General features: G+C 53.7%; 12 protein-coding genes. 2 read left to right on the forward strand and 10 right to left on the reverse strand.

Features of this window, described 5'->3' with window-relative positions; translation table 11 throughout:
- Positions 1 to 9: 9 nt before the first annotated feature.
- The 9 genes from FAP39_RS13215 to FAP39_RS13255 all read right to left on the reverse strand — a co-directional run bounded on the left by FAP39_RS13215 (position 10) and on the right by FAP39_RS13255 (position 10,838).
- The gene (locus FAP39_RS13215; RefSeq protein ID WP_171006860.1) at positions 10 to 4,197 is read right to left on the reverse strand and encodes a CHAT domain-containing protein; all 4,188 of its coding nucleotides are present in this window, start codon (positions 4,195 to 4,197) and stop codon (positions 10 to 12) included.
- Positions 4,198 to 4,369: 172 nt separating this feature from the next.
- Positions 4,370 to 5,206: a DUF6473 family protein gene (locus FAP39_RS13220; protein WP_138016875.1), complete on the reverse strand. Its 837-nt coding sequence runs from the start codon at positions 5,204 to 5,206 to the stop codon at positions 4,370 to 4,372.
- A 221-nt stretch (positions 5,207 to 5,427) separates the two neighbouring features.
- A complete protein-coding gene (locus FAP39_RS13225) occupies positions 5,428 to 6,318 on the reverse strand; it encodes a lysophospholipid acyltransferase family protein (RefSeq protein ID WP_138016876.1) in 891 nt (296 codons plus the stop codon).
- A gap of 7 nt (positions 6,319 to 6,325) precedes the next feature.
- Positions 6,326 to 6,604, reverse strand: coding sequence for an HPr family phosphocarrier protein (locus tag FAP39_RS13230; protein ID WP_138016877.1), 279 nt, complete (start codon positions 6,602 to 6,604; stop codon positions 6,326 to 6,328).
- A gap of 4 nt (positions 6,605 to 6,608) precedes the next feature.
- On the reverse strand, positions 6,609 to 7,001 hold the full coding sequence (locus FAP39_RS13235) for a PTS sugar transporter subunit IIA (protein ID WP_138016878.1): 393 nt from the start codon (positions 6,999 to 7,001) through the stop codon (positions 6,609 to 6,611).
- A 2-nt stretch (positions 7,002 to 7,003) separates the two neighbouring features.
- On the reverse strand, positions 7,004 to 7,933 hold the full coding sequence (rapZ, locus tag FAP39_RS13240) for an RNase adapter RapZ (protein WP_138016879.1): 930 nt from the start codon (positions 7,931 to 7,933) through the stop codon (positions 7,004 to 7,006).
- A 1-nt stretch (position 7,934) separates the two neighbouring features.
- A complete protein-coding gene (locus tag FAP39_RS13245) occupies positions 7,935 to 8,405 on the reverse strand; it encodes an HPr kinase/phosphorylase (protein WP_138016880.1) in 471 nt (156 codons plus the stop codon).
- Positions 8,406 to 8,409: 4 nt separating this feature from the next.
- A complete protein-coding gene (locus tag FAP39_RS13250) occupies positions 8,410 to 10,128 on the reverse strand; it encodes a sensor histidine kinase (RefSeq protein ID WP_138016881.1) in 1,719 nt (572 codons plus the stop codon).
- Positions 10,129 to 10,136: 8 nt separating this feature from the next.
- Positions 10,137 to 10,838 (reverse strand): response regulator transcription factor, encoded by a 702-nt coding sequence (locus FAP39_RS13255; protein WP_138016882.1) that lies wholly within the window; start codon positions 10,836 to 10,838, stop codon positions 10,137 to 10,139.
- Between the two features lie 360 nt (positions 10,839 to 11,198).
- Here FAP39_RS13255 and FAP39_RS13260 point away from each other — a divergent pair, with 360 nt between their 5' ends.
- Positions 11,199 to 12,797 carry a phosphoenolpyruvate carboxykinase gene (locus tag FAP39_RS13260; RefSeq protein WP_138016883.1) on the forward strand — a complete coding sequence of 533 codons (1,599 nt, stop codon included), beginning with the start codon at positions 11,199 to 11,201 and terminating at the stop codon, positions 12,795 to 12,797.
- 252 nt (positions 12,798 to 13,049) lie between these two features.
- Here FAP39_RS13260 and FAP39_RS13265 read toward each other — a convergent pair whose 3' ends face one another.
- The gene (locus FAP39_RS13265; protein ID WP_138016884.1) at positions 13,050 to 13,790 is read right to left on the reverse strand and encodes a class I SAM-dependent methyltransferase; all 741 of its coding nucleotides are present in this window, start codon (positions 13,788 to 13,790) and stop codon (positions 13,050 to 13,052) included.
- Between the two features lie 61 nt (positions 13,791 to 13,851).
- Here FAP39_RS13265 and gloB point away from each other — a divergent pair, with 61 nt between their 5' ends.
- Positions 13,852 to 14,619 carry a hydroxyacylglutathione hydrolase gene (gloB, locus tag FAP39_RS13270; protein ID WP_138016885.1) on the forward strand — a complete coding sequence of 256 codons (768 nt, stop codon included), beginning with the start codon at positions 13,852 to 13,854 and terminating at the stop codon, positions 14,617 to 14,619.
- Positions 14,620 to 14,659: the final 40 nt, after the last annotated feature.

Consider the following 14,659-nt stretch of genomic DNA (forward strand, 5'->3'; position numbering starts at 1 on the left):
GCCGCAAGGTCAATCGATCGCGCCTTCACCGACCAAGACAAACGGGGCCCAAAAACGCGGATGGCTGTGTCTGTTGTCATCAGAATTGTCCAACAATTCCAGAATTGAAGCCTGTAACGCCTTAGACCGCCCAACTGGCGTTTCGGCCTGTAGATGAGACAACATACCCGTCGTCAAAGCGGAGGTCGCATAGTCATCAACTGGCCAATGTGACACCAATATCGACCGAGCCCCCGCGAAAATAAACGACCGTGCCAAACCGGACAGACCCTCTGCACCCGGTGTGCCATCCCCCGCAGCAGTATTGCAGGCAGACAGTATAATGAGATCAGCAGAGAGCTTGAGTTGCGCAGCTTCGGAAGCAGTCAACAAGGCATCATCAGTTGAGGTCGGCGACATCGGTGGCGTGAAGACCAACGCAGGTTCTTCCAAACCAACGAGCCCCCCCGATACAAGGCCGTGCGTGGCAAACGCCAACACCTGTGTATTGGAAAGATCGCTTTGTTTCACACGTGCCTCGGTCGCATTTGACGCCAAAAAAATGGACTCGGATCCGACCCCCATCACATCGGCTTGGGCGCGCAGCTCGGTCTCTGTAAAAGGAAGAGGCGCCAAATTTGCAACGCGCGACACCTGTTCGTAGACACCTCGGGTCACAACGCCCTCTCCTAATGTCACGCCCTGCCCGTCTAAGTCATCTTGGTATCCTAACACGGGATTCCCAAAGCCGGTGAACGGGTGTTTTTCCGTGGACGGTGACGCCTCGGGGCGTGCGCGCCGCAAGCTTCGTAAACTCGACACGTTGGGCAGCGTGCTCATCGCGTATTTTCGGATCAACCAATCACTTTGGCGCAGATCATCCGCAGATGTGTCCGCCCCTTGTGGGGGCGACGTCAGGAGCACCGCCAACGGCAAGCTGTTCAAGGGCGCGTCCACGACGCTGATCAAATGGTCAATGTCTTCGAGAACATGGGCCACCGGCGCCAAGATATCGAGATACAGTTCATACGCCATAGCACGATCAAACGGCGCCACCGAGGCTACAAACCCTGCATCAAGGGACTCGGCCGAACGGTTGTCAGATGTCACATCAAGCATCGCCCGCAGCGTCCGTACCCGGCTGTCCAGGTCTGCACGGGGAAGGTCCGCACGATGCCAAGCAGAGTGGCGTTTGCCAATAGCCCAAACATAAAGGTAGCTCTCGGTTGACAAGGTCAGCACCATGGCCTCGCGATCCCCCAAAATACTCTGCACGTCGTGTCGCGACATAGGCAATGGATCGGTGAGTTCCTGAAACGCAGGAAACTCATCCAGCAACTTTTGATCTATCTCCGAAATCTGTTTGCGGATCGCGTCAATCTTAGACTGCGTTTCCGCCACCTTTGCCTCTGAAGCTGCCCCATCTTGCAACACAAATTTTGAAAAAGCGCCCTGCAATTGCGCCAAGACATCCGCCAATTCCTGACGCGTCCGCAGCATTCCAGACAGGGCGACATCATTTGCCGCCACGCGTGCGGCAGCCTGTTCCATCGCTTTGCCAGCTGCTGTGGTCGACAGATTCTGGGTTGCCAGAAACGAGTTGTCTCGAATTTCGGCAACCACTGCGGCGTCGGCCTTAAGCGTAGCCCCATATTCCCACCCAATATACGCCTCGTCAGCCACCCTGAGACGGTCGAACTCGGCGTTTGATGCGACCTTGACGCCCGAGCTTTTGGCCAGCCCACGGAGCCGCCCAAAATAGAGTTCGTTAGAACGGCGCACATTTTGGTATGCATCCCCCAACAGGCCCAAAGCAAATTCTGCGCCAACCCGTTCATATAGCAGGCCGGACAGGAGCAAACCCGACTGATACTCAGGAGACGGAATTGCGCGCTCGGCTTGCTCATACAGTAAGAGCGCCTTTTGAGGCTGATCCGCAAAGTTCAACGCATGCCCCAAGGTTTGCATCAGCAACACTTGGTCTTCCGGCGCAAGACTTGCTACGAAATCGTGATCCTGAACATATGGCGCGGCAACGTCGATGGCCTGTTGGTATTCTCCCACTCGGAACAGCGCATAGCAATAATTTGCAAGCACAGCTGCAACGTATTTTGACGAAGCTTCCCCTGTCGAAATCTCTTCAAAGGACTGGCGAAACAATACCATCGCAAGGCGACTATCGCCCATCATTTCCAACATATTCGCCTGACGGACAGTCAGTACAGCAAGCACATCGTTGCGGTAATATTTGCCATTGCGATACATCGCGATCGCCCGGTCAATCGTCTTGAGCGCGTCATCGCTTTGGCCTGTCTCGAATAGAGAATCCGCATAGTTCACCATACCCACAACCTGCCAGATGTGGCCTTCGGGCAACATGGTGGTAAGCTGCTTGATAACACCCGCCAAGACGGATTGGGTGTTCTCCGCGCTCAAAAGCCCCGCAGCCGAGTTCAGTCGAAACATCGTGGCAAGAGTGACCGCCAGATGGGGGGCTTCGTGTGCTTGTATCACCCTCAATGTGCGTTCCAAATGCGCCTCGGCCTCAAGATACGCTCCATGGCGATAGTACGGATCCACCAAACTTAGCATAATCCAAATTCGCCACATGCCCTGTCCCCAACTTTCCGGGGGCATCTCTTTCAAGGTCCGAAACGCCGCAAACTTCACATGTGGCTGATCCGCCAAATCCGCCCACGACATCTGAAGAACCAAACCGATCGCACGGTGCTGGGGCGTGATATCCTCTCGTTGCAAGAAACGGTCCAGTGTGGGCCCAACTGCGTTCCACTGCCACTCGACGCCCCAAACATGCGACATGACATCAATAATATCAAAAATTGGATCGGTTGGCCGAAGCTCGGACTGTTCGGGAACACTTAACTGTCGTGCACGCTTTAGATGCGCTTGCGCTTGTTCTACTTCCCCGATCAGCGCGAAGTATAAAGCCAGATTTATCTCCAGGAGTGACTCGCTCTGGCCTTGAGACTGCAGAGACAACAGGCGGTTTTCCAGATCAACATACTTGCCACGGAAAAAGCCTTCGAGAATAGTTTCGCCATTCGACGACAATCCAAGAGGTTTGGCTGTTTCAACGCCTATTTCTTTCGCGAATTCAAAGGCTTCCGGATCTATTAAGGCAACATCTAAATAGCTACGAATGTTCAAAACCGTTGGATGGGTCGCCGCACGCACTTCTCGCATGGCAGCATAAGCCGCCCGATAGTTTTTCTGCGCAAGCTCAGGATTATCTTGCCGCCGGTATGCATGCCCCATGCCCCGCAAAAAAGTCGCCTTTTGCACGGGCCTTCCGCCACCATTCAACTCGATATCGGCAAGAGCTTGCGAGGCCAATGAAATCGAAGCGTCGTATCGTTTTGTCGACGAATACAGCTCGGCTAGGTTCTGAACAGCCCAGAAATACCCCCTACTGTTCGGGGATACATCTTGTAGGTATGCAATGCGACGTTCGAGTATTTTCTCTGCGTCCTCAAACTGATTGGCTTCAAAATACAGAATGGCGATAAGGCCCAGAAACTTGTCCATTTCCTGATCTGAGACACCATTTGCGGATGTTAAGAACACCTGAAATTCACGCGCTTTTTTCACCAGCTGTATGCGGTCTGCCTTTTGCGTCCGCTCATATTGCAACCCTGCATTCACCAACCTCGCCCGATACAAATCTGACTTTAGGTTCGCAGCGTCAAACAGCGCGACAGTTCGATCAAGCACCTCAAGCGTATCTTTGGCTTTGTTTTGGATCGCGACAAAACTGAGATGATATAGCGCGTTTCGATGATGCAGGGCCACATCTGTGCGCCCTTCAGAGATATCCACGGCACTTCGCAGGACGACCTCTGCTTGACGGTGATCGTTCTGCATGCGCAGGACAAGCCCCAAGATTGCCAGCGCTTCGATACGTGCCGGATCAGTTGTCCAACCGTCGTCTGCCATACCTGCAATAACAGCGGCGGCAAAACGCTCAGATTCGGCATAATCTTTTTTGTGACGGTAATACCGCGCCATCGCCAGATTTGGTAAATAGAGCTCTCTGGTTCCCTGTATCAGGCTTTCATTGTTATAGCTTTTCCAAGAAATTGCTTCGAGAACCTCATAGCTCTCATCCCGCTTGCCTTGCGAAATTAGGGCATCGACCTTGGCAAGCTCGGTCCATATTTCTTGCAGTAAAGCGGCGCGCGTAAGTTCTTGTGCAGACACGGGCGGGCTTGCCAGACTCGCACAAGTGAGGCCTAGCCAAAGCAAAGCTGTCCTAAAAATCCAGAATACGTCCATCACCAAACAATAATTGCGATCAAATATGACCGAGCATACCGCCAGAGAGCATTTTTACAAAGCCTTCCGTCAAAGCGAGAGCTGCAATGCTGCGTCGTCAGCGTAATCTGTTTGATTTAGCCAGATACGGAGCAAGGCTGTCCGCCACTTCGATATGTGCGAGGGGGCCCAGCATCCGTTCCGCAGCCGGTTTTTCCAACGCGCTATGGATCATTCCCGCGGTACCTGCCCGTTGGGCCTCGGAACTGGTGACGACTTCGACAATCTCGTCCACATGGGGGCGCAGTTCGTCCAACATCTTTGTATCAATCAACAACGGGTCCGCTTTCAAATCCACCCCAGTTCCAGCGGAGACAGGTGCGTGATCACTCACCCACAGAAGCACAACAGGGCCAGAAATATGCGTCAACAATAGTTTCATGCGCGCGACCCACGCCGCCTTGAGTTCGTCGCATAACAGCGTAAAGCGATCCGGTGCCCGTGCTAGAAGCGTTCCCAGCATATGGCGGGTAAAGTGGAATTCGGTAAAATCCACATCTCGAAACACCATCCGCATGACGCTTGATGCTTCGACAAATCTATCATTTCGGCGCGGATGGACCTTATAATACCGATTGGACATGTTGTGCGCACCCAAGACCTGAACAATTGTCAGACTCGCGCGCTGCACGGCCTCGAGCACGACTGGTTCAGCCAGAAACACGTCAACACCAGCATTCACATATCCAAAGTTGACACAGCTTCGCCCCGTGGCTTCCTGCAGCAGGACCGGAAATGGTTCTGGTACGAATTTCCCGTAGGTTTCCGTACCCCCCAGAAAAATTACATAGTCACCTGTCAACTCTTGGCGCGGCCCTCGAAACACCAACCGAGACCCGCCATATCGGCACGGCTCATAGTCAAGTTCACCGGCCCCCATTTTCTCATAGGACATAATACACCCACCAATTTATATTCACCCACGATCAGATTCGCGCAAAGCCATTGCCAAATCGCTAATGTGACATCTTGTTCAAAATTTTAGGGAATTTGGTGCACGCGTTTGAAACGTCAATCCGCGATCAAGGCCAACTAAATGCGTGTTTTGACAAGTACTTTGGGCACTGACTTGCACTGCATAAGATGGTTGAAACACACCAAGATAGCGTCAATAGCTCAGGATTGCCCCAAGCTTAAGGTGTGCTCACGTAGCCATGCCATGAAGCCGCGCGGGTCGGTTTCAAGTTGTGCCATCTGCGCGTCCGTCAAGGGCGCGCCAACAACAGGGTTTTGGGGTTTATTGCATGATCGGACGATCTCGTGGAGCAGCAGCCCTTGTCGCAATACGGGCGAAATTTTGTCAGCAATTTGATACCAGCGAGAATTTGATCCCGGGAAAAATATCGGCACAACACGCGCCCCAGAGCGCCGGATCATCTTGGCAGTAAAGACATTCCATTCTTGCTCGACCGCGTCTCCGAACCAAGTATCCGACGACATCACAACCCCCGAAGGAAAGAGCGCCACCACACCATTGTTCTTGAGATGTGCCATGGCGTGCCCGCGCATTTCGACCATTTTGCGTTGTGCCTCGGGGTCGTGGGGAAACGGTACGGGAATCATGAATGACGAGGCGGATTCATCTAATCCGGTAAGAACCGAACGGGTCAAAATTCTATAGTCTTGCCGAACACGCCCAATCAGGTCAGCAAAAATCATACCATCCACCATGCCGTGCGGGTGATTGGCCACGACAACAACCGGGCCATCGGCGGGAATGTTTGCAAGTTGAGCTTCAGGTGTCTGAAGTTCGATCCCCATCACATCCAATGCGCCACGCCAAAAGTTCTGGCCGCGATGCGTCGCGTTCTTCTTTTCGAACTTTTTGACCATGCGTAGAATGGTGATTTTTCCGGTCAACCATTCGATCGCGCGGATGGTATTCCCGACCAGAGCATTGTCGAAGGAATTTGCATAGGTAAGCGTGCGCCGGTCATAGACCTGGCCATCATCTTTGTTTTCGGGTGCAGTACTCGCCACGCCGTTTGTTCCCGTTCTGCGCGACATCGCGCGCCTAGAAGCCCTCACCGAACTTGTCCGCCACCAAAGCCTCGATTGCGTCTGCCAGCGGCCCTGCATCGGGTCCGCTCGTCTGAATGTCAATAGACGTACCTTTGGATGCGGCAAGCATCAACAACCCCATAATACTGTCGCCACATGCGCTCAAGCCGTCCTTTGAGACTTCTGCCGTAGCGTCAAAACCTTCCACCACCTCAACCAGCTTGGCCGACGCGCGGGCATGGAGGCCCTTTTCATTAACTATTTTCAATGAACGAGACGTGAGTGCGGTCATAATTTCAATCCGTATTAATATTTTGGCTGTCTATATATTTGCGCCCAGCTTCCAGACCGGCCCGCACCGCATCGGGCACAAGCATATGACGGCTTTTGGCAAGTTTAATCAGCATCGGCAAGTTCGCACCGTACAAGATACGGCGATTTTCCGGCGTACACGCGCGCAAGCTAAGATTGGAAGGGGAACCGCCAAACATGTCGGTGACGACAACGACGCCCTGACCGCGATCCACGTCGTCAGCTGCTTCACAAATCTCACGCTGTTTGTCACTGCGATCGTGGTCGGTTTCAATCGTGATGGCGCGAATGCCGTTTTGCGACCCCACCACATGTTCAACTGCGGCAAGGTATTCCTTTGCCAAACCGCCATGAGCTACGATCACTATTCCGATCACGCCTATTCGTCCTTATCACTCGCGTTTGGTGCGGATTGGCTTGCCATATAGTTCTTGTGATCCAACTCGCGGTGTCTAATTGACACCTGCCAGCCCTGTTGTGCAAGGGCCTGAGCCAATCTTTCCGCAGTGAAAACCGATCTATGTTGCCCTCCTGTGCATCCGAACCCGATCGAGAAGTGCGATCGGCCTTCACTAACATACGCCGGAAGTAGCATTTGGACGAGGTCGCGCAACCTATCAAAGAACTGGGAAAATCGCTCGTCTTGCCCGACATAGTTCGCCACACCCAAATCCCGACCAGTCATTCCTCGCAAGGCGGGCTCCCAATACGGGTTTCGCAAAAACCGGCAATCGAACACCATATCAATTCCGGATGGGATGCCACGCTTGTAACTAAAAGAATGCACGCCAACGCTAAGTTTCGGTGACCCATCTCCGGAAAAGCACCGCTCGATCTCAGCGCGCAACGCATGCGGCGTCAGATCGCTGGTATCGATCACCAAGTCAGCACGTGTTCTCACAGGCGACAGCAAATCAGCTTCGCGGCGGATGCCTTCTATTGGGCTTTCAGCAGGGGCCATGGGATGCCGCCGACGGGTCTCGCTGTATCTGCGCTCGAGAACACGCATTTCGCAATCAACATAGAGCAGTTCTGGCGCCAAAGCCGGATCGCGGCTCAGCATATCCAAGGCTTCAATCAGGGCACGCTGAGAAAAATCGCGGTTGCGTACATCCAAGCCCAGCGCCAGCGGTTGACTGAGCGGCGGGCCTTTGAATAGGCGCTCGAGAAGCCCCAAAGGTAGGTTATCAATTGCCTCGTACCCGATATCTTCCAGCGCACGAATTGCCGTAGACCGTCCAGCTCCGGATGGTCCTGTCACCAAGACAAGGCGTTGGCGTTGGCGTTGATCGCTGTTTCGGGATGCCATTTCAGGCCCTCCTACCATGGGTCAAAAGCTGGTACACAGCACTTGCAAAATATGGTGCGTTCACTTTGTGTTGCAGCGCTATGTTGTGCCCTAGATACGTCACATATCGCAGGTCTGGAAGGCGGCTTTGCTCTTCTTCGTCCATATTTATTGCGAGCACAACATTCCCGCAAGGCACGGTATCCACATTCAACAGACCGACGCCCCGCGCCTCGATCATACCTTGAATTGGGCTTGGTGCGCGCGCGACTAGAACGCCGTCGATATCCTCGAGGATAGTTCTGTCATCGGCGACCAACTTTGCACCCAAGGCGATCAACTCAAGCGCCAGCGCAGATTTTCCCGACCCGGCAGCTCCGGAAATCAGGGCTGCACGTCCATTGATCACTATGGTCGTGGCATGGACTATGAGCCGCTGATCAAGGTCGCTTGCACCATCCGTCGTGCCAGCAGTCGGAGCCTTGGTGCTCATTTCGTTATACCGACAAACCTACCACGAACCGTGCGCCCAGTGGTTCAGACGTAATGTCAGCATCTGTGGGGCGAATATTCTCGGCCCAGATAACACCGCCGTGCGCTTCGACGATCTGCTTCGAGATCGCGAGGCCAAGACCTGAGTTGTTGCCGAACTGGTCCTCGGGCCGCTGAGAGTAGAAGCGGTTAAAAATCTTGTTGAGCGCCTGATCTGGGATACCAGGGCCCGTATCTTCGACGACGACCAAGACCCGGTTTTCACGGCGTCGAACCCAAATTCTGATCGCATCACCTTCTTCACAAAAGCTTACGGCATTGGTGATCAGGTTGACAAAGACCTGCGCCAATCGTGCTTCTAGGCCGCGAATTTGGATCGGATTTTCAGGCAGATCAGCAATAAAATCTATGCCTTTTCCCTTGGCGTCTTCACCAAGGTACTGTGCGAGGTTTCCGATCATTTCCAGCAAGTTGAATTGCTCTTCGTCTTCTTTGACGAGCTCGCTGTCCAAACGAGATGCATTCGAAATGTCACTGACCAGACGGTCCAGACGGCGAACGTCATGTTCGATAACATCCAAAAGCTTTTCGCGATGCTCTTCCTTTTTGACCATTCTCAAGGAGCCCACCGCCGAACGCAGGGACGCGAGCGGGTTTTTGATTTCATGCGCGACATCAGCCGCAAATTGTTCGTTGCTGTCGATGCGGTCATAGAGTGCTGAGACCATCCCGCGCAATGCGCCGGACAATCGGCCGATTTCATCTGGGCGCGCGGTCAGGTCTGGAATACGAACCCGCCCCGGATTCACGTTTCGGCTGTCGCTGTCACGCCCAATTTCGGCGGCCGCAGCCAAATCTGAAAGCGGGTTGGAAATGGTGGACGCCAAAACCATTGAAAGGCCAATCGAAACAACGGTGGCGATCACAAACATCTGTAAAACACGTTCACGCTCACTGCGCACCATCTGATCAAGCTCGCCAGCAGCACTTGTCAACACCACCACGCCGACGGTGGTGCCATTTTGCGCAATTGGCGTTGCGACGGCAAACACGGTGCTCTGCTCTGGACCACGTAATGTGGTTAGAATCTCGCCACTGTCCGCCGCTTGTTTTGATAGAGACGCAGCCTGACTTTCGATGGTCGGCAGATCGTACTCGACAAGGTCTTCTTCGCCAGCAATTTTACCCCAGACCCAGTTCATCGCGCTGGTAAACGGGGTGCCCTTGGGCCTCTCGGCAAGCATTTGCGCGGCTTCAGCCTCGGCAACGCCTTGTTCGGTTCCAATAAGGCTTTGACTGGTATCGTAGATATAGACGTGCGTCCCCTTGCGAAGCGGCAGCTTATCCAACGTGCCAGAAACGTTGACGCCGTCACCTGTGGCCAGATTGACAGGCGCGCCTGTTGGCATCTGTGCTTCAAAGGCTCCTGCGATCAACCGTGCCTCGGTCATCATGCCCGACGCCCGCTGAACGGCCAGACTGTCCCTTGCCGAATTCAGATATAGAATTCCCGCAACCAACACGCAGAGCGCAATCAGATTAAAGGTAATGATCTTCCGGGTAAGAGGCGAACGGCTCAACGGCAGCAGTCGGCGGCGCTCTCGGCGCCCGCGCAACTCGCTCTCGACGTTAGCCTCGGGCGCGACCCAGTCATCCCCCAACACCACATCTCCGTCCCGACCTTGGGCCATGTCGCGCACATCCATCCTTTCGGCCAACGCCATATCACTCGTTACTCTTCGTTATATCTATAGCCGATGCCATATAGGGTCTCAATCGCAGAGAACTCAGAGTCGGCTGTGCGCATTTTCTTGCGCAAACGCTTGATGTGGCTGTCGATTGTACGGTCATCCACATACACTTGGTCGTCATAGGCGACATCCATCAACTGATCGCGGCTTTTCACGAATCCCGGACGTTGCGCCAAGGCCTGAAGAAGCAAGAATTCGGTCACAGTCAGCGTGACATCATTGCCTTTCCAGCTCACCGAGTGACGAAGCGGGTCCATGACCAGCTCACCGCGCGACATAATTTTGGTTTCTTCGGTGTCCCCGACGACATCACCTTCAACGGCTTCCTGACGGCGCAAAAGGGCGCGAATACGCTCGACCAACAGACGCTGCGAAAACGGTTTTTTCACATAATCGTCTGCGCCCATGCGCAAACCGAGGACCTCGTCGATTTCGTCATCTTTCGAGGTCAGGAAAATCACTGGCATTTGCGTTTTTTGGCGCAAGCGCTGCAGCAAATCCATCCCGTCCATACGAGGCATCTTGATGTCCAAGACGGCCATATCCGGAAGCTTTTTGTTAAATGCATCCAGCGCTTGTTGGCCGTCATTGTATGTTTCGACTTCGAAACCCTCTGCTTCGAGGGTCATGGAAACGGATGTCAGAATATTCCTGTCATCGTCCACCAAAGCGATCTTCGACATTGGTTGGTTCCTTATACTGCTCTGTATGCCTGTTTTTTACGTCATTATGGGCCTTTCGAAGGGTTTTAATCAATCCCAAAACGCGAATCAGCTAACAATCACCTTCAATTTCAGCAACTTTCTCCTAAGCAATGGCTAAAATGACTCACCAATTTGCCGAATTATCGACCATTCGCTGCGTTGATGGCGCTAACGCGCATTTGGTTGCGCTAACTGCGCCAAAGCGTCCTGTTCTTTCACGGAAACGTCATGCTAAGACCCGCCTCATTAGCCGAACTTGGGCTGATCCACACAGGCATTCATCCCGTGTGCGTGACCATAGACCGCCGCCTCAGACGACGCGGCTACAGGAGTTTGAATATGACATTTGGACGGGTAAACCCGCAATTCCGCCTAGAAGATCAAGGGATCGAAGGGCTGGGCAATGTCTTTTACAATCTTATGGAGCCCGCGCTGATCGAAGCCGCGCTCAAAAAAGGTGAAGGCACACTGGGCAACGGAGGCGCCTTCTTGGTGTCGACCGGAAAATTCACTGGCCGCTCTCCCAAAGACAAACACGTGGTGATGACGCCAAGCGTCAAAGACACGATTTGGTGGGAAAACAACGCTGAAATGTCACCTGAAGGTTTCGACAACCTCTATGCCGACATGGTCGAGCATATGAAGGGTGGCGACTATCACGTTCAGGATCTCGTAGGCGGCGCAGACGCGCGCCATTCGATCAACGTGCGGATGGTCACAGAATTGGCATGGCACGGTCTGTTTATTCGCACCATGTTGCGTCGTCCCGATCGCGAAGACCTGAATGACTTCATCGCTGATTTCACCGTCATCAACTGCCCAAGCTTTCAAGCAAACCCTGAGCGTCACAACTGTCGTTCGGAAACAGTGATTGCCTTGAACTTTGACAAAAAGATGATCCTGATCGGCGGCACAGAATACGCGGGTGAGAACAAAAAATCTGTCTTCACGTTGCTGAATTACTTGCTACCTGAAAAAGGCATCATGCCGATGCACTGTTCGGCAAACCACGCCAATGGGAACCCAGTCGATACTGCTGTGTTCTTTGGCCTGTCAGGTACTGGTAAAACCACATTGTCCGCAGACCCCGATCGCACATTGATCGGCGATGACGAACATGGCTGGTCTGATAACGGCACCTTCAACTTTGAGGGCGGTTGTTATGCCAAAACAATCAACCTAAACCCCGAAGCCGAGCCGGAAATTTATGCGACGACGTCTAAATTCGGTACCGTCATCGAGAACATGGTTTACGATGAAGAAACCAAAGAGCTTGATTTTGAAGATGATAGCCTGACAGCGAACATGCGGTGCGCATACCCATTGCATTATATTTCGAACGCATCGGAATCTGCGATTGGTGGGCATCCAAAGAACATCATCATGCTGACGTGTGATGCGTTCGGCGTACTGCCTCCCATCGCGCGTTTGACCCCTGCACAGGCTATGTACCACTTCTTGTCTGGCTTTACGTCAAAGGTTGCAGGCACTGAGCGCGGCGTGACCGAGCCCGAGCCCACATTCTCGACCTGCTTTGGCGCTCCGTTCATGCCCCGCCGCCCAGAGGCATACGGTAACCTGCTGCGTGAGAAAATCGCGACCCACGGCGCAACCTGCTGGCTGGTCAACACTGGCTGGACCGGTGGTGCATACGGCACAGGATCGCGGATGCCTATCCGCGCCACGCGCGCGCTGCTGACTGCTGCATTGGAAGGCAGCTTGGCAAATGTTGAATTCCGTAACGATCCGAACTTTGGCTTCGAAGTACCCGTCGCTGTACCAGGCGTTGCCGAAGTGCTTTTGGATCCACGCCGGACTTGGGACGACAGCCAAGCCTATGACGCACAAGCCGCGAAACTGGTCGAAATGTTCTCGCAAAACTTTGAACAATACCTGCCGTACATTGATGCAGATGTAAAAGCCGCTGCAATCGGCTAATAGGCTGGGCACATTACCATTTGAAGCGCCGTATCTCAGAGAGGTACGGCGTTTCTCGTTTTGGAAGGCGCGCACGCAGATAGATCAAACGCAGACTAGGATTTCTCGATTTTTCTTTTTTGCTGCACGCTCACTCTGCGGACGCTCAGCCTCAAAACACAGAACGGTATGATCAATATCGCCAAGCGCGATGCCCAAGTAGGCAAGGCTCGCATCACTTCACCATCAAATGTCGCCTCCAACGCCATCCAGCTAGACTGGAGCGACCTCGGGCTTAGGCGCCAATACCGCCAAGGGCTTGCGCACCGCTTCGCGCAATCCCGTCCCTGTGGGGGCATGCACGCGCTTGCTGGCTTCGACGATTAAGACACCGCCTGACATAACTGGCGATACGGTCTTGCCAATACTTTCCCACACGGCTCCCGTCTTTCGCCAAAACCGTTTGTGCGATGGCGGTTGATACAAGGTCGTGCGGTGGCGTTCCGGCATAAAGCCGTGATCCCGAAGCTGCGCCTCTAGTTGTCCGGTCGAATACGGCCGTCCAAACCCAAATGGAGTATTATCACTCCTAGACCATAGACCAGCACGATGCGGGACAACGAACACGGCTTTACCGCCAGGACCAAGAACGCGGTATGCTTCAGAGAGTAAATCCGACGGGCTCTCGCATGTTTCGAGCCCGTGCATCATGACAAGGCGATCCACATGCCCTGTTTCAATTGGCCAAAGTGTTTCTTCGCACAGCACGGACACGTTCTGCATGCCCGCAGGCCACGGCATGACCCCCTGCGGAGACGGCATCAATCCGGTCACCCGCCGAGCTTCGGCCAGATAGGGCCGTAACAATGGCACAGCAAACCCGAAACCAGTGACCGTCATGCCTTTGACTGACGGCCACAGCTCAAGCAATTGGTCACGCACTGCCTTTTGCGCCGCACGCCCAAGGGTGCTGCGATAATAGAAATTACGAAGATCCTGTACATCAAGATGCATTGCGCCTGCCCGCGTGATCAGCAAAACTATGTGTAACATAGCAACGTGAAAGCGAAAATCCATGCCTCTTGAGATCGCAACCATACCGTGCCTGTCGGATAACTATGCTTTTTTGATCCACGACAAGCTCAGCGGCGACACCGCCATCATTGACGTGCCCGACGCGGCCCCAGTTCACGACACCCTTGAGAAACTGGGATGGACGCTGACGCATGTCTTGCTGACGCATCACCACTGGGATCATGTGGATGGCCTCGCCGCCCTGCTGAAACAGCATCCGGCCACAGTGATCGGCGCCAAAGCTGATGCACATCGACTTCCTGCTTTGGATATTGAAGTCGCAGAAGGCGACACGCTGACATTTGGCGATGAAACTGCCACGGTTATCGATGTCTCAGGCCATACGGTTGGGCACATAGCATTCTATTTTGAAAAATCGGGCATGGTTTTTACCGGTGATAGCCTAATGGCGCTTGGCTGTGGGCGCTTGTTTGAAGGCACACCGGACATGATGTTTGCCAGCCTTTCAAAATTGGCCAAGCTACCAGAGACCACACTTGTGTGCTCGGGGCATGAATATACAGCCTCCAACGGGCGCTTTGCCCACACGATCGATCCCGACAACACAGCCCTGACGACACGTATCAAAAGCGTCGCGGATGCAAGGGATTTGGGCCGCCCCACAGTCCCTTCCCTACTTTCAGAAGAGCTTGCGACCAATCCGTTCCTTCGGTGTGGTGACCCCGACCTTCAGAAATCCGTGGGCATGAGTGGGGCAGACCCCGCGGCTGTATTCGCCGAGATTCGGGCAAGAAAAGACAATTTTTAGATGTGTTCTCACGCGTGTTGGACGCCCAATTCACGAACTT

It is taken from the genome of Shimia litoralis (assembly GCF_005518135.1).
GTDB classification, from domain to species: domain Bacteria; phylum Pseudomonadota; class Alphaproteobacteria; order Rhodobacterales; family Rhodobacteraceae; genus Shimia_E; species Shimia_E litoralis.